The sequence below is a fragment of the Roseibium aquae genome, assembly GCF_008711285.1.
Taxonomy (GTDB): domain Bacteria; phylum Pseudomonadota; class Alphaproteobacteria; order Rhizobiales; family Stappiaceae; genus Roseibium; species Roseibium aquae.
The window spans coordinates 221,411-237,364 of sequence record NZ_VXDC01000002.1 but is presented as its reverse complement, the minus strand read 5'-3'; the positions used below and the strand labels follow the sequence as shown (position 1 = coordinate 237,364).

The window sequence follows — 15,954 nt, the reverse complement described above, 5'->3', positions numbered from 1 at the left end:
GGTCAAAACCTGTGTTTCAAATTGAGCCACTAAATCGTTTCGCATTCAGGACTTGGCATCAGCAGCCATATCCAACCAGGGTGATATGATGTCACAAAACCGCATCTTGAGCGCGTTCGAAATGACAGACTCGATCACGGCGGAGACGGACCTTGACGCCCTTGGCGACAGCCTGTCCGCTCTTGCTTCCTCCTTCGGGTTCGCGGCCTTTGTGCTTGCCTCCTTCCGGGGCAACGGCTCACCCACCAATCCGCATATCATGACAACCACCTGGAACGAGGAATGGAAGGCCCGGTACCTGTCCAAGAGTTACATCTTGAATGATCCGGTTGTGGCCTTTGGAGCGACGACCCGCCGCCCGTTTTTGTGGTCGGAATGCCTGGCTCAACCCGGGGTCACCGCCGAGGGGCTTCGCATTCTGCATGAGGCCGAAACCTTCAATATGGCGGATGGTGTGTTCGTTCCAATCTACGGGCCGACCGGATTTGAGGGAACTGTGACATTCGCCGGCCTGACCGAAACGCTTGGCCCGCATGATCTCAAGGCCCTCCATTTGACCAGCATCTATGCCTACGGGCAGGCCATCCGCCTGACCGCCACCAGCGACGAGACACCGGGAGCCGGCACAAATCTCACCCGGCGGGAAAGAGAATGCTTGAAATGGTCGGCAGCCGGGCAAACAAGCAGCGATATTGCGGACAAGCTTGGGATCTCCCGGCATACGGCGGACTGGTATCTGAAAGAGGCGACGCGAAAACTCGGAGCCCTGAACCGCACCCATGCGGTTGCGCTTGCCTATCAACAGGGTGTCATCTCCTAGCGACGGCACCTTGAGCCTCCGGTGGTTGCGCTTGTAACAAAAATCGCCGGATTTTTGTTCTTTTCTTCCGCAACTTGCGCACGTAAGACTTCCGCGATCGTTTGTGCCGCGCACACAAGCCTTGGGGGGCATACATTTGGCAATACGGAAGATTCTCGTCGCAAACCGCTCTGAAATCGCCATCCGGGTGTTCCGGGCTGCAAACGAATTGGGTCTGAAAACCGTTGCGATTTTCGCGGAGCAGGACAAGCTGGCCCTGCACCGTTTCAAGGCCGACGAAGCCTATCAGGTCGGCAAGGGCCTCGGTCCGATCGAGGCCTACCTTGCGATTGACGAAATCTTGCGGGTTGCCAAATCGTGCGGGGCCGATGCAATCCACCCGGGCTACGGACTTCTGTCCGAAAGCCCGGAATTCGTCGAGGCCTGCGATGCGGCGGGCATTACCTTCATTGGTCCGCGCGCCGAAACCATGCGCCGTCTCGGCAACAAGGTGGCAGCCCGAAATCTGGCGATCGAAGCCGGCGTTCCCGTGATGCCGGCGACCGATCCGCTGCCCGAAGACCTTGAGGAAATCAAACGGCAAGCAGCGGAGATCGGCTACCCCGTCATGTTGAAAGCGTCCTGGGGAGGCGGTGGCCGCGGCATGCGCGTCATTCCTGACGAGGCGACGCTTCAGAAGGAAGTCCTGGCGGCCAAGCGGGAAGCCAAGGCGGCATTCGGCAAAGACGAAATCTACTTGGAAAAGCTGGTCCAGCGCGCGCGCCATGTCGAGGTTCAGATCCTCGGCGACGGCGAGACCGTCGTGCATCTGTTTGAGCGCGACTGCTCAATTCAGCGCCGGCACCAGAAGGTCGTGGAACGCGCGCCAGCTCCGTATCTTGACGAGGCCAAGCGGGCTGAGCTGTGCGAGTACGGCCTGAAAATCGGCCGCGCCGTGAACTATCGCGGCGCAGGGACCGTCGAGTTCCTGATGGATGCCGATACCGGCGCCATCTATTTCATCGAGGTCAATCCCCGCGTTCAGGTGGAGCACACCGTGACCGAAGAGGTCACGGGTATCGATATCGTTCAGGCACAGATCCACATCGCGGACGGTCATCGGATCGGAACCTCGGACAGCGGCGTTCCCGATCAGGATCAGATCCGGCTGAACGGCCATGCGTTGCAATGCAGGATCACAACCGAAGACCCCGAGCAGAATTTCATCCCCGATTACGGCCGCATCACCGCCTATCGCGGGGCAACAGGCTTTGGCATCCGGCTGGATGGCGGTACCGCCTATTCCGGGGCTGTGATTACCCGCTTCTACGATCCGCTGCTTGAGAAAGTGACAGCATGGGCGCCGACAGCCGAAGACGCCCGCAAGCGGATGGACCGGGCGCTCCGGGAATTCCGGATACGCGGCGTGGCGACAAATCTCGTGTTTCTGGAGAACATCATTGGGCATCCGGATTTCCGGGCAAACAGCTACACAACCCGGTTCATTGACGAGACGCCCGCGCTATTCGCGCAGACCAAGCGCCAGGACCGGGCCACCAAGCTCCTGACCTATATCGCGGATGTTTCAGTGAACGGGCACCCGGAAACCCGGGACCGGGCACGCCCGGCGGCTGACGCGCCGCGTCCTGCCGTCCCGGATTTCGGCGACGTAAAGCTGGCCGGTACCCGGCAACTGCTCGACGAGTTGGGTCCAAAGGGCTTTGCAGCCTGGATGAAAAGCCAGAAGCGCGTTCTGGTCACCGACACGACCATGCGGGACGGCCACCAATCCCTGCTCGCCACCCGCATGCGGACCCATGATATTACGGGCATCGCCGATGCCTACGCGGCTGGACTCCCGCAGTTGCTCTCGCTCGAGTGCTGGGGCGGCGCGACCTTCGACGTCTCGATGCGCTTTTTGACAGAAAGCCCCTGGGAACGCTTGCATCTCATTCGCGAGAAAGCGCCTAACATTCTGCTTCAGATGCTCCTGCGCGGCTCGAATGGTGTCGGCTACACCAATTACCCGGACAATGTGGTCGAATTCTTCGTTGCCCAAGCCGCCGCGAACGGCATCGATCTGTTCCGGGTCTTCGACTGCCTGAACTGGGTGGAGAACATGCGGGTGTCGATCGATGCCGTGCAAGCATCCGGCAAACTGTGCGAGGCCGTCTTCTGCTACACCGGCGATATGCTGGACAGCGCCCGGCCGAAATATGATCTCAAGTATTACGTCAACCTGGCCAAAGAGCTGGAAGCAGCCGGCGCTCATATCCTGGGCATCAAGGACATGGCCGGGCTGTTGAAGCCGGAGGCCGCCCGCATCCTGGTCAGAGCGCTGAAAGACGAGATCAGCCTTCCGATCCACTTCCATACCCACGACACGTCCGGCATTGCGGCAGCCACCGTGCTTGCCGCGGTCGAAGCCGGGGCCGATGCGGTGGACGCGGCAATGGATGCTCTGTCCGGCCTGACCTCGCAGCCATGCCTCGGGTCCATTGTTGAGGCCCTGCGGGGCAGCGAGAGGGACACGGGCCTCGATGCCGGAAAAATCCGCGAGATCTCGTTTTATTGGGAAGCGGTCCGGATGCAATACCGCGCATTCGAAAGCGATCTGCGGTCAGGCGCCTCCGAAGTCTATCTGCATGAAATGCCGGGCGGCCAGTTCACGAACCTGAAGGAGCAGGCGCGCTCCCTCGGCCTGGAGACACGCTGGCACGAAGTCGCGCAGGCCTATGCCGATGCCAACATGATGTTCGGCGATATCGTGAAGGTGACCCCCTCGTCCAAGGTGGTGGGTGACATGGCGCTGATGATGGTTAGCCAGGGCCTCTCGGTGGAGGATGTTCAAGACCCCGGAAAGGATGTGGCTTTCCCCGAAAGTGTGGTGAGCATGCTTCGCGGCGATTTGGGCCAATCGCCCGGCGGCTGGCCCAAGGCACTGCAAGAGAAGGTCCTGAAATCATCGGAACCGATCACGGTGCGCCCTGGATCGCTCTTGGAACCGGCGGACCTTGAGGCCGAGCGAACAAGGGCAACCGATGCCACGGGCAGGGACATCAACGACACGGACCTGGCCGCCTACCTGATGTACCCGAAGGTCTTCACCGATTTCGACAAGGCCCATCAGAAATACGGCCCGACTTCCGTGTTGCCCACCCCGGTCTATTTCTACGGCCTGGGCGAAGGCGAAGAGGTGCTTGTCGATCTTGAGCCCGGCAAGACGCTGGTCATTCGTTGCCAGACCATGGGCGAGACCGATGAGAAGGGAGAAAAAAAGGTCTTCTTCGAGCTGAACGGCCAGCCACGGATCATCAAGGTGCCGGACCGGATCCACGGCGCGGCAAGCGCTGTCACCTTGCGCAAGGCCGAAGACGGCAATCCCTTGCACGTTGGCGCGCCCATGCCCGGTGTGATCTCGACGGTCGCTGTTCAAGGCGGGCAACAGGTCAAGCCGGGAGATGTTCTGGTATCCATCGAAGCCATGAAGATGGAAACCGCACTTCATTCCGACAAGGACGGGACCATAAAGGAGGTTCTGGTCACACCGGGGGCGCAAATTGACGCCAAGGATCTGCTGGTGGTGTTCGAGGGATAGGAGGACCGCATGTTCGATCGTCTCGTGAATGATTGGCTCTCCGGGGGAACGATCACATTGGTCTTTCTGCTGCTTCTGGCGCCGTTCTTTTGGGGCGCCGTCAGTGCTGCTGTATGGACGGTCTATCTGATGCTGCCGGTCTACATGGTGCATCAGCTCGAGGAACACGCCGGCGACCGTTTCCGCAGCTTCGTCAACAACCGGATTGGCAAGGGCAGGCAGGTGCTGACGCCCTTCGCGACGATGGTCATCAACGTCGTCGGCGTCTGGATGCTGTTGCTGGCCGTGCTTTATCTCGCGGCCTGGGTCGATCCGGATCTGGGGCTGATCGGCAGTTATCTGCTAATCGTCAACGCGATCACACATATCGCGGTTGCCGTTGCCCTGCGGTGTTATAATCCGGGTCTGATCACCGCCGTTGTTTTGTTCCTGCCTGTCGGTGTGTGGAGCCTTGGCGTCTTCACCGCCGTTTCAAACAGTCCCGTCACCGCTCACCTTACCGGTCTTGCCGCCGCTCTCCTGCTGCACGCCGTTATTGTGATGCATGTGCGCGCAAAGGCTGCCGCGGCACCACGCTGACGGTTTGTTCAGCGGCAATCCGACCAAGGAACAAAGCCGGCAAAAGATCAAGCCGGGAGATGTTCTGGTGTCCATCGAAGCCAAGGATTTGACCGCCGCACCCAAAGCCTGACGGGCGGTCAGAAACCGGCGAAAACTCAGGAACCGGGCGCCGCTCCGGCAGGGGACGCCTGCTCACACCCGGCCAACCCGAGAAGGCTGTCCGTCACGGTTTGCCCGGCTTGGCGTATGGCCGCCTGAGTCACCTCGGGCTGGACAACTGCAAGTGCCCGGGCGGTGTCGGCAACCTGCTGAAGCATGGCCGTCAACTCGGAAAGCTCACGGCGCAGATCTGCCGCATTTTGCTGTTCCGGGTCTTGAAGCTTTGTCGAAATCGCGCTCAAACGTGCCTCGATCCGGTCAAGCCGGGCCTGAAAGGTCTCCGATGTCATGTCGAGCCGTGCCAGGGCCGCACCGGCCGCCGCATCGGCGAGCGAAGCTCCAGCCGTTTCGATCCGGCCCAGCGTCATCAGCACAAGCACGCAAGCGACGATCACGAGGATCGCGCTGGCATTGATCAGTGCCAGAAGAAACTGTCCCGGTAACGCGAGAATGCGCCCACCTAACGTTCGGTCGCGAGTTGACATGCTGGAACCCCTTTTCCGGCAGGCAGCCCCTCAGCGTGGCCGCTCATACGCTTTGGAAGCATCATGCCAACACCTCAAGTGATGTAAAATGCCGGACAGCGGGATATCACCGCCGACCTGCCCCCAACCTATTCTGCCGCCTTCATGGGCTGAGCTTGAACCGGAGTTTCAGCCGTCCCGATCCAGCGGTCGAGAAACCCGTCCAACCAGCTCTTGACAGCCCGGTCATAGACAAAACGGCCAGCAAAATGGTCGCGGCGCTGCTTGGCACCGGGAAGGAGCATGCGCTCCGCGGCCTTGGTCGTCCAGCGCACCATCATCTGGTAGGTCAATTCCGGATGGAACTGTATCCCGTAGGCCGAAGGTCCATAGCGGATCGCCTGGTTCGGATAGACATGCGTCCCCTTGGCCAGGAGCTCGCAGCCCGACGGCAGACTGAACCCTTCCCGGTGCCATTGGTACACCTTGTCAGGCCAAGCCATCAGGTCTTCACCGGCCGTGGTCGCATTCAAGGGGTAGTAGCCGATTTCGACCAGACCGTCCTTATGGCCTGACACGGTGCCCCCCAGATGCTTGACCATCATCTGGGCTCCGAGACAAATGCCAAGAAACGGCTTGTTTTCAGCCAAGGGAACGCGGATCCAGTCGGTTTCCTTCTTGACGAACGCATCCGGATCATTCGCGCTCATCGGACCGCCAAAGATCACGGCTCCGGCATGGTCTTCCATCGTCGCCGGCAAACTGTCGCCAAAGCGCGGCTTTCGGATGTCGAGGCAGAAGCCTCTGCGCGCCAGTTCCTGCCCGACCCGGCCGGGCGTGGATGTTTCCTGGTGCAACACGATGAGAACGCGCGGACGTGCGGGGGGAGACGGCGATTTCTGAAGCATGCCGCCACTATGCGGGAAACTACGCAATTAATCGACCCCCTGCCCTACTGGCATTCCTTCAATCAGGGATTATCCGGTTCTTCCGGCTGTTCGCGAGCAACTTTCTGGCGCAACAACATCCGATCCCGCGTCGAGATCCCGAGCAGTTCGGCGACACGCCAGATCGTGTTGTCCTCAAATTCATGCACATGACCATCGGCATAGACGATTTCCCACATCATCTCGACGATCGCCAGCCGCTCCTGTTCGTCCGCCGTGCGTTTGAGAACCGATGTGAAGCCATAAAGATCGACAGCCTCGCTGTCCTTCTGTTTGGCTGTCTTGATCAGTTCGTTCGTCTCCGCGTCCGTCAGGCTAAAATGCGCTTTCAGGATGTCACGAAGCTTTCGGCTCTCGTTTTCGTCAACCACGCCATCGATATCGACGAGATGAAAAAGCAGTGCCGCCGCAGCCAGACGCTTGTCGTCCTCGGCGAATTTGACCTTTTCACTTTCGCCAAAGGTCAGCTCTTGAAGAAAATGTTTGAGCGCTGTGAACATGAGGCCGGATCCCGTGTGAGGTTGGCATCTACGGTAAGCCGCCGGGCGCTGCATCGCAACAGGGATCCTGCAGCTCCGGGGCAATCCGCCAGAACAAGCATGAACTTAGACATCCCCGGTCGCCGGTTCCGTTGCGGATGCTACGTATAAAGCCTGACCAAATTTCAGATTTGACTAATTCTAAACTACTGAAAATATTTGTATTTTTTCTTGACTCTCACACTCCGAAAATGATTGTTGTGTCTGAAACTCATGTTTTTCACTGGTCGCGATGCAGAACGCCGCTCCCACAATCGATGTATCCCGCAAAGCCGAGCGGCTGGTCGTGGAAGGCATACGCCGGTCCATGGCCGCGCATGCAACGGGCGATTATGCCTGTTTCGATCTTGCCCTGAAGCTTTACGAAGCGGAGTTGGGGCCGCGTGATGCGCGGCGAACGCTCTCCGATCTGTGTTTCTATGCGAGGGCCCTGGCCCTTTATGGAAACCGGTCCTTTTGCCTTTTTCCCTATGAATGCCCGCGGCTGTGTCAGGACGAGTGCCTGGTGGCAGCACTCATTGCCGCGGAGCAATCGGGCAACAGTTCCATTTCCCGGAAAATCGCCGAAGCGCTTGTTACGTCCGAGGGGCAAAGCGCAACCCTCTACGCCGCATCATCCTTCGCCAACGCCTTGAGCGATTGCGCCTTGCACCTGTCACCGATCGACTTCACCAGCCTGCGGATCGAGGCGTGCCCGTTGCGGCGGGCAGGCCTTGGTCCGCGTCATTGACCTGCGGAAGGAAACAACATTCCTTTCCGCTCAACCAAAGGACGGAAGCCAATGGCATCCTTGAAACTCACCCTGTTGACCGCAGCCGCGATGATCGCGACACCTGCGCTTTCCCATTCAGCCGATGACGTCCTGAAGACTTACGGCGATATCGCCCAGGCCGGTTATGCGGACTCGCTTGCAACGGCGAAGACCTTGAAGCTTGCCATCGACACGCTGATTGCCGAGCCGACCGAAGAGAACCTGACCGCGGCGCGACAAGCCTGGATCGCGGCCCGCGATCCTTACCAGCAGACGGAAGTCTACCGCTTCGGCAACGCGATCGTCGACGGCTGGGAAGGCAAGGTGAATGCCTGGCCGCTCGATGAAGGTCTGATCGACTACGTTGATGCGTCATACGGATCGGATTCCGAGACAAACGTCTTTTACACAGCCAATATCATCGCCAACCCGACGCTTAAGGTCGCAGGTGAGACCATCGACGCAGCGGTGATCAATGCCAGTCTGCTGGAAAGCCTGCAGGAAGCCGGGGAAGTCGAAGCCAATGTGACGACCGGCTACCACGCCATCGAGTTCCTGCTTTGGGGGCAGGATCTGAACGGCACCGGACCGGGTGCCGGGACCCGGCCCGCCACCGACTTTGACACTGCGAACTGCACCAACGGAAATTGCGAACGCCGGACCGGTTATCTGAAAGCCGCCACCGACCTTCTGATCTCGGATCTAGAGGAAATGGCTGCCGCCTGGGCGCCCGGAGGGGAGGCCCGCAAGGAATTGGCGGACAAGGGAAGTGACGGGGGTCTGGCCACCATCCTGACTGGCATGGGATCCTTGTCCTACGGAGAACTGGCGGGTGAGCGGATGAAACTGGGCCTCATGCTGCATGATCCGGAAGAAGAGCACGACTGCTTCTCCGACAACACCCACATGTCCCATTACAACGACGTCGTCGGTATCCGGAATGTCTGGTTCGGAATGTATGACAGCCCGCTTGGGAACGATGTCTCAGGTCCGTCGCTTGCTGAAATGGTTGCAGAGCGGGATGCGGCCCTGGCCGGTGAAATGACCGCCAAGCTCGACGCAACCCTGGCTGCATTCGAAGCCATGAAAACCCGCGCGCAAACCATTGAGGCCTATGACCAGATGATCGGCGAAGGCAACACCGAGGGCAACGCGGTTGTTCAGGCGGCGATCGACGCTCTGGTCGATCAGACAGCCACCATCGAACGGGTTGTCAAAACGCTGGGCCTGCAGGACATCGCGTTCGAAGGGTCAGACAGCCTCGACAACCCGACGGCCGTCTTCCAGTAAGGCAGTTGACCGGCGGCGCGGCGGCCGCCGGTCTTTTCGTCCGTTTCCGGCACGAGGGGGCCGCGGCGGACCAGGATGCGAACAAACGGTTTGTGACAATGAAGATATCTGGTCTGGGCGCATGGGCTCTTGCCGCCACGCTCGCTGTCTCGTCTGCAGGGGCCGCGGACGGTCCGCTCCCCCATCGGGACGACCTGACAGCCGAGGATCGCGCCCGCGTCTCCAAGGTCCTCGCGCCTCCCACCGACTTCACCAGACCGAACCCGTTCGAACTCATGCAGGGGGGTGCCGGCACCTCCCGCAAACGGATCAACCGGGATGCGTACTCCCATGCCAATGCCAATCTGACATTCGAGGAAGAGCAGGAGTTCAAGGTTGGAAACGGGCTGTTCAAGAAAATGTGGGCATCGTCCCCTTCTTCGACACTCGCATCCGACGGCCTTGGCCCGCTCTACAATGCCCGCTCGTGTCAGGGCTGCCATTTGAAAGATGGCCGGGGACGTCCGCCCCGGCCCGGCGATGACGCTGTGTCCCTGTTCCTGCGCCTCTCGATCCCGCCTCAGACGGAAGAACATCGTCAAGCCCTGGCCTCCAAGGCACTTCTGCGGATACCCGAACCCACCTATGGCGGCCAGTTCCAGACCTTCGCCGTTCCGGGCCTGCCGGGCGAAGGGCGGTTCGACATTACCCTGGAGGAGATCGAAGTCCCGTTGAACGGCGAGGAACCGGCCATTCTGCAGAAACCGGTCTACACAATCCGGGATCTCGGCTATGGGGCGATGCACCCGGATACGCTCATCTCTCCGCGCGTGGCCCCGCCGATGATCGGCATGGGCCTGCTGCAGGCCATCCACCCCGGGGACATCCTCGCCCAGGCCGATCCGGAGGACGCCGACGGCAACGGTATTTCCGGACGAGTCAGTTATGTCCGCGATCCGAAGACCGGCAACATCACGATTGGCCGGTTCGGCTGGAAAGCGTCCAACCCGACCATCCGGGCGCAAACGGCCAGCGCTTTCGCAGGGGATATCGGCATCGGCTCTCCGGACCAGCCCGCGCCCTGGGGGGATTGCACAGAGAACCAGCAGGCCTGCCGCGACATGCCCCACGGCGAACAGGCCGCACTCGGCGACACCGAGGCGCCGGATCCGGTTCTGGATCTGGTAACGTTTTATTCCGAAAACCTTGCCGTTCCGGCACGGCGGAATGTTGAGGATCCCATCGTTCTGCGGGGCAAGGAACTGTTTCACCAGACAGGTTGCGCGGATTGCCACCGGCCCGCCTTCGTCACAAGCCGGAACGCGCAAAATCCGGCCCACCAATTCCAGCTCATCTGGCCTTATACCGACCTTTTGCTGCATGACATGGGCGACGGACTGGCGGATGGGCGCCCGGTTGGCGGTGCGTCGGGCCGGGAATGGCGAACAGCCCCGCTATGGGGAATCGGGTTGACGGAAACCGTCAACAATCATACCCGGTTCCTGCATGACGGGCGCGCCCGGAACCTGCTGGAGGCCGTGTTGTGGCATGGCGGCGAAGCTCAAGCCGCTCGCGATCAGGTCGTTGCCATGGAACCGGAAGACCGCGCCGCCCTAATCGCCTTTCTGGAGTCTCTTTGATGCGCCTTCTGACCGCCCTGTCACTTTTTCTCCCCCTTGCCGTGCCGCTTCCGGGCATCGCGCAGGATATCGATTATTCGACCCGGATTGAAAATGCGATCGAAGGCTACATCCGTCCGGCGGTCGACGGGTTCGCCGAGGAGGCCCTGGACTTTCCGCAAGCGGTCGCCTCTGTCTGCGACCACCCGTCGGCCAATAGCCGCGCGGCTTTTGATGCCGAATTTGACCGGATCATTGATCGGTTCGCCGAAATCAGTTTCCTGCGCTTCGGGCCGCTTGTCGAAGACAACCGCCTCAATCGTCTCGCCTTTCTGCCCGATCCGCGCGGTGTTGCCCAGCGCCAGATCCGCAAGCTTCGGTCCGATAGCGACCTGCTGTCCCTGACCCGTGAAGACCTTCAGCAGAAGAGTGTCGCGCTTCAGGGCATCACGGCCATGGAACTGATCGCCTATGACACCTCCGCCAATGTCACACTGGGCACCGATACGCCAGAAGGCCGGGCGGACTGCGCCTATGCGATGGCAATCGCTGAAAACATTGCGGAAATCGGCGAGGAATTGTCGGACGCCTGGCATGATCCGAAGGGATATAGCGCAGACCTTCTGGACCCAGGCCCTGATCACCCGACCTTCCGAACATCCGCGGAAGTCATGGAAACGGTGTTCAACGCACTGCCAGTCGCCATTGTCATCCTGAAGGACCAGCATGTGTTGCCCGTGACGGGCGGGGGGCCGGAGAAGGCCAAACCCGCCGCGCTGCCCTTCTCGCGATCGGGCCATGGCATCACCTACCTTGCCAGCAGTATCGCGGCCATCGACGATATGATCCACGCCATGGATCTGGTGCCCCTGCTGTCCGGTCCGGACAAGCGTTTGCCGGGCGGCATCTCCTTTGAAACCCGCAATGGTTTGTCCGTTCTCGACCGGATCGAAACCCCGGTCCGCACGCGCTTCGAGGAAACTGGCGGCTATCAGGATCTATCCGTGTTCGTCTTCACTTTGAATTCGATGCAAAACATCCTCGCCGGACAACTCGCCCCCGCGCTGTCCCTGGCCGGAGGCTTCAATGCCCTTGACGGCGACTGAACGCCTTCGGATCAGCCGCCGGGCTTTTCTGGCCGCATTGGGAGGTGCGTCCCTGCTGGCCAACCCGGCGAGCTCAACGCAGGCATTCGCTGAGCATCTGGCATGGATGGATCGGGCGGATGCCCCGCTCTTTGCCAGCGCCCGCAAGCAGCCCGATGGCAGCTTTGCCATAGCGGTTTTCGACGACAGCGGGAGGGAACTGGCACGCGTGCCACTGCCGGACCGCGGGCACGGCCTGGCCCTCTCCCCTGATCGCCAGGTCATGGTCGCCTTCGCGCGGCGGCCCGGAACCTTTGCCCTGGCCATACGGCCTTTCACAAATGCCTCACCCCGGCTTATCTCGTCCATCCAAGGCCGGCATTTTTACGGTCACGGCTGTTTTTCCGGCGGCGGGCGGTTTCTCTATACGGTGGAAAACGACTACGAAAACGCCCGTGGGGTTCTCGGTGTCTATGACATGACGGACGAAAGCCCGAGACGCCTTGGCGAATTGGACACGTTTGGCACCGGACCTCATGACATCTTGGCTTTGCCGGACGGGAAAACGCTGGTTGTCGCCAACGGCGGCATTCAAACCCATCCGGACCGGCCGCGGGAAAAACTCAATCTCGGCACCATGCGGCCGTCGATCGTGTTTCTGGACGCGGCCACGGGTGATCTACGCGCCAAGCATGAACTGACGGCCGACCTCCACCAGCTTTCGCTCAGACACATGGCGCTCGACGGCGCGGGACGGGTCTGGGTCGGCGGCCAGCATCAGGACAAGACAGCTTCACCGCCACTGGTTGGATTTGTCTCACCCGACCGGGAATTGACGCTATGTCCTTTGCCGGACCGTTTTACCGGCCTGCTCGACAATTATATCGGCTCGGTCACCGCAAACCGAACCGGCGATGTGATCGCCACCTCGGCGCCGCGCGGCAACCGCATTCTCTTTTGGAACGCGGAAACCGGAAACTTCATACCGGATCAGACGGTTCCGGACGGCTGCGGCATCGCGCCCATCGACCGGGACGGCTTTCTGGTTTCCGATGGCCTCGGCGGCCTGACCTATCTGGACGCACCGGACAGCCAACCGCTGGTGCTCTCCCGACCGCCCGGCGTGGCCTGGGACAATCATCTTTTCGCATTGTAGGCGCTCCCGGTCGCACAGCTCATTTTCTGGACACCTTCTGGCGGCACAATTGGCCATCATGAAAGCGCGGCGGTAACATTTGCGCGGTGATTCGGGATTGGGACACTTATCATGCGACGTCTTCTGATCGGGCTGTTCAGTCTGGCTTTCATGCTGGCCACGGCGATTCTGGTGATCCCGTTCTTCCTGCCCAAGGATGCAATCCGCTCAAAGGTGATCGCAGAGATCGACCGGCAATACGGATGGCGGCTGCGGCTTGACGGGCCGGTGAGCTTGTCTCTGTTTCCCGGATTTGCACTGAATGCACGGGATGTGGGGCTATCGGGCGAGGCAGGGGCCGACGGCATCGAGTTCGCACGGGCCGAACGGATCGATGTTCAGCTCGCCTGGGGCGGTCTGATCACCGGCGATATTCGCGTCACAGGCCTTGATCTGGAGAGCCCGGATATTCTTCTGGAAATCGGTCCCGTCGGCCTGACAAGCTGGGCACCGCGCCGCGATCTGGACGCGGCCGGATTGACCGGCGATCAAGCCGACGGCGCCTTGGCTGGCACGGGCGCTTCCGAAAACACGAATGGAGCGGGGACCGCAGATGGAACCCTTCCGGCCATTTTGCAAAGGGTCGGGATTGATCGGCTCTCGATATCCGATGGCCGGCTTCGCTACGCCGATCTGCGCACCCAACAGCGCCTGGAAATCGCCGGGCTCGATCTGGTTCTGACAGCGCCGAGCCTCACCGGAACGGTCGATCTGGACAGCAGTTTTACCTTTCAGGGCGCCCCGTTCGACATATCCGGCTCCATGGACAATCCGATCGCCTTCGCCGAAGGGAAAATGCAACCGGTGAACCTGTCGCTTGCAAGCGGCGAAACGGAGCTTCTCATCACCGGTTCAGCCGGAGCCTCGCCGCTCGCCATGGACCTTGCCATTTCAGCCGGCGGCCCCTCGCTTCGATCAGCCGCGGAATTGGCCGGATTGCAACTCGCAACCGATCCGGGCCGCTTTTCGATCGAAGCCAGTGTTTCGGGCGACGATCGGCAAATTTCCGTCGCGAACCTGTCTGCCGCACTTGCCGCCGTTGAGGTCAGCGGCTCGCTCGACGCCGATCTGACCGGAAGCGCGCCTCGCTTGACCGGCCGGCTGATGGCGAACGATGCGCCTTTGGCCGACATCGTGGCTTTGGCCGGGCAGAACCGGCCCGCTGGCGGCACCGTCGGTGTCGATGTCAGTTTCGAAACCGGCGGAGCCAACATGCCGGCCCTGCTCGCCTCCTTGTCCCTGAGCGGCTCCGTCGCCGTGGAAAACGGCGAAGTTGGGGGCCTTGACCTTGCTCCGGCCTTTGATGGCGATGAAACCGCCAACAGTATCCGCGATATCGATCTGATGGTTCAAATCGCGGGCGTGACCCAGCCGATCACCCTGTCCGGGGCCCTCGGATGGCGGGACGAACGCTTTACCCTCACCGGCACGGCGGGCATAGCCCCGTTGCTCGCCGGGCTGGCTGCTCCCGTTGAGGTCAACGTGAAGGGGCAACGCCTGTCGGCGGGTTTCAAAGGTGAGGCCGCTGCATCCGGTGCGCTCAATGGGGCGGTCAGTGTGGAAACGGCAAACCTGCGCGAGCTGCTTGCCTGGGCCGGGCAACCGATTGGCGCCGGGGCGGGCCTTCGGCAGTTCAAGGCCTCAGGTCTGTTTTCCATTGAAGAAAATGCTATCGCATTCGACGAAACGCAATTCGTTCTGGACGAAACGTCCGGCAAAGCAAGCGGCCGGATCCAGACCGCCGGCAAGCCGAACATCACCGCCGACCTGGTGCTGAACGAGATCGTACTCGACCCTTATTTGTCCCAGGCGGGAGCGGACAGCGGCGCTGGCGCACCGCCCCCAAGCGGACAAGGTGGCGCGCGGCAGGCAGCGCGCGGCTGGAGCACCGATGCGATCGATTTCTCGGGCCTCAATGCTGCCAATGCGGCCTTTTCCATCTCGACCAATGCCATCCGGTGGGAGGCGATTACCGTCGGCAGAAGCCGCCTGACCGCCAACATCCAGAACGGTGTGCTGACGGCAAACCTTGCCGAGATGCAGCTCTATGAAGGCAACGGCACCGGACAGGTCGTACTCAATGGCGCGGCCGGGTTGCCTCAGGTTCAGGCCGCTTTCGCATTGAAAAACCTCAATGCTTATCCGGCGTTGCGCGATGCCGCCGATTTCGAATGGATCGAAGGCCGGGCTGAACTTTCCCTCGAGATCTCGGCCCAGGGCGGATCGCAGCGCGAACTTGTCCAAGGCCTGAACGGAACAGCCGCCTTCACTTTCCTTGACGGCGCGATCCGCGGCCTGAACATCCCGCGCATGGTCCGCGGACTGTCGGTCGAAACCTTGCTTGGATGGCAGGAAAATCCGGCCGAAAAGACCGACTTTAACTCCTTGGGTGCAAACTTCTCGATTGCGAACGGCATCGCGTCCTCTTCGGATCTGGCGATGATCGGCCCCCTCGTGCGCGTCAATGGCACCGGGCGTACCGACATGCCGCAGCAGCAGTTGGACTGGCGCATTGAGCCACGCATCGTACCGTCCCTGGAGGGCCAGGCCCCGGCGCCGAGACCGAAAGGGGCCGACAAGACACTTGCAGGCCTGGGCGTTCCCGTCATCGTCCGCGGGTCCTGGGACCAGCCGCAGATCTATCCGGACATCTCGGGCATCCTGGAAAACCCGGAAGCTGCCTATCGGCAATTGCAATCCATGGGCGGCGAGCTGTTCAAATCCATTCAGGACGCCCCGGCCGAGGTTCTTGCAGATCAAGCCAACGAGGTCATCCGCCGCGTAACCGGGGGCAACACCCAGATCGACGTGCAGAAAGTGATCGACGGCGATGTGAACGATGAAGACGTGTTGAAAGCCGTCGAGGAGGGGTTCGGCCTTCCACCCGGACTTCTGGGCTCATTCGGCGCACCATTTCTGGGAAACAGCGGCAACAACAACCCGCAGCCGCAGCCCAACCAGTGACGGC

The 15,954-nt window shown here is 61.0% G+C and carries 12 protein-coding genes; 9 read left to right on the top strand and 3 right to left on the bottom strand.

Features of this window, described 5'->3' with window-relative positions:
* Positions 1–121: 121 nt before the first annotated feature.
* From F0184_RS04815 to F0184_RS04805, 3 genes are all read left to right on the top strand, one after another.
* Positions 122–820 carry a LuxR family transcriptional regulator gene (locus tag F0184_RS04815; protein WP_172971989.1) on the top strand — a complete coding sequence of 233 codons (699 nt, stop codon included), beginning with the start codon at positions 122–124 and terminating at the stop codon, positions 818–820.
* 136 nt (positions 821–956) lie between these two features.
* Positions 957–4,397, top strand: a complete 3,441-nt coding sequence (gene pyc / locus F0184_RS04810; RefSeq protein ID WP_172971988.1) for a pyruvate carboxylase — start codon at positions 957–959, stop codon at positions 4,395–4,397.
* A gap of 9 nt (positions 4,398–4,406) precedes the next feature.
* Positions 4,407–4,976, top strand: coding sequence for an HXXEE domain-containing protein (locus F0184_RS04805; protein WP_150495023.1), 570 nt, complete (start codon positions 4,407–4,409; stop codon positions 4,974–4,976).
* A 137-nt stretch (positions 4,977–5,113) separates the two neighbouring features.
* Here F0184_RS04805 and F0184_RS04800 read toward each other — a convergent pair whose 3' ends face one another.
* The 3 genes from F0184_RS04800 to F0184_RS04790 all read right to left on the bottom strand — a co-directional run bounded on the left by F0184_RS04800 (position 5,114) and on the right by F0184_RS04790 (position 7,028).
* On the bottom strand, positions 5,114–5,602 hold the full coding sequence (locus F0184_RS04800; protein WP_150495022.1) for a hypothetical protein: 489 nt from the start codon (positions 5,600–5,602) through the stop codon (positions 5,114–5,116).
* A 128-nt stretch (positions 5,603–5,730) separates the two neighbouring features.
* Positions 5,731–6,489: a glutamine amidotransferase gene (locus F0184_RS04795; RefSeq protein WP_150495021.1), complete on the bottom strand. Its 759-nt coding sequence runs from the start codon at positions 6,487–6,489 to the stop codon at positions 5,731–5,733.
* 62 nt (positions 6,490–6,551) lie between these two features.
* Positions 6,552–7,028, bottom strand: coding sequence for a tellurite resistance TerB family protein (locus tag F0184_RS04790; protein ID WP_150495020.1), 477 nt, complete (start codon positions 7,026–7,028; stop codon positions 6,552–6,554).
* 271 nt (positions 7,029–7,299) lie between these two features.
* Here F0184_RS04790 and F0184_RS04785 point away from each other — a divergent pair, with 271 nt between their 5' ends.
* From F0184_RS04785 to F0184_RS04760, 6 genes are all read left to right on the top strand, one after another.
* Positions 7,300–7,797, top strand: a complete 498-nt coding sequence (locus F0184_RS04785; RefSeq protein ID WP_150495019.1) for a hypothetical protein — start codon at positions 7,300–7,302, stop codon at positions 7,795–7,797.
* Between the two features lie 51 nt (positions 7,798–7,848).
* On the top strand, positions 7,849–9,108 hold the full coding sequence (locus F0184_RS04780) for an imelysin family protein (protein ID WP_150495018.1): 1,260 nt from the start codon (positions 7,849–7,851) through the stop codon (positions 9,106–9,108).
* Positions 9,109–9,206: 98 nt separating this feature from the next.
* On the top strand, positions 9,207–10,727 hold the full coding sequence (locus F0184_RS04775; RefSeq protein ID WP_150495017.1) for a di-heme oxidoreductase family protein: 1,521 nt from the start codon (positions 9,207–9,209) through the stop codon (positions 10,725–10,727).
* Positions 10,727–11,812 carry an imelysin family protein gene (locus F0184_RS04770; RefSeq protein WP_150495016.1) on the top strand — a complete coding sequence of 362 codons (1,086 nt, stop codon included), beginning with the start codon at positions 10,727–10,729 and terminating at the stop codon, positions 11,810–11,812. Before F0184_RS04775 ends, F0184_RS04770 begins: the two co-directional genes overlap by 1 nt.
* Complete coding sequence (locus F0184_RS04765) at positions 11,793–12,947, top strand: DUF1513 domain-containing protein (RefSeq protein WP_150495015.1); 1,155 nt, start codon at positions 11,793–11,795, stop codon at positions 12,945–12,947. The genes F0184_RS04770 and F0184_RS04765 overlap by 20 nt, the downstream gene beginning before the upstream one ends.
* Positions 12,948–13,058: 111 nt before the next feature.
* Positions 13,059–15,950, top strand: coding sequence for an AsmA family protein (locus tag F0184_RS04760; protein ID WP_150495014.1), 2,892 nt, complete (start codon positions 13,059–13,061; stop codon positions 15,948–15,950).
* Positions 15,951–15,954 lie beyond the last annotated feature (4 nt).

Coding starts and splice junctions, on each gene's coding strand:
- F0184_RS04795 (WP_150495021.1), bottom strand. CDS start 6,489: ATGCTTCAGAAATCGCCGTCTCCCCCCGCACGTCCGCGCGTTCTCATC.
- F0184_RS04775 (WP_150495017.1), top strand. CDS start 9,207: ATGAAGATATCTGGTCTGGGCGCATGGGCTCTTGCCGCCACGCTCGCT.
- F0184_RS04785 (WP_150495019.1), top strand. CDS start 7,300: ATGCAGAACGCCGCTCCCACAATCGATGTATCCCGCAAAGCCGAGCGG.
- F0184_RS04765 (WP_150495015.1), top strand. CDS start 11,793: ATGCCCTTGACGGCGACTGAACGCCTTCGGATCAGCCGCCGGGCTTTT.
- F0184_RS04815 (WP_172971989.1), top strand. CDS start 122: ATGACAGACTCGATCACGGCGGAGACGGACCTTGACGCCCTTGGCGAC.
- F0184_RS04760 (WP_150495014.1), top strand. CDS start 13,059: ATGCGACGTCTTCTGATCGGGCTGTTCAGTCTGGCTTTCATGCTGGCC.
- F0184_RS04805 (WP_150495023.1), top strand. CDS start 4,407: ATGTTCGATCGTCTCGTGAATGATTGGCTCTCCGGGGGAACGATCACA.
- F0184_RS04780 (WP_150495018.1), top strand. CDS start 7,849: ATGGCATCCTTGAAACTCACCCTGTTGACCGCAGCCGCGATGATCGCG.
- F0184_RS04800 (WP_150495022.1), bottom strand. CDS start 5,602: ATGTCAACTCGCGACCGAACGTTAGGTGGGCGCATTCTCGCGTTACCG.
- F0184_RS04770 (WP_150495016.1), top strand. CDS start 10,727: ATGCGCCTTCTGACCGCCCTGTCACTTTTTCTCCCCCTTGCCGTGCCG.
- F0184_RS04790 (WP_150495020.1), bottom strand. CDS start 7,028: ATGTTCACAGCGCTCAAACATTTTCTTCAAGAGCTGACCTTTGGCGAA.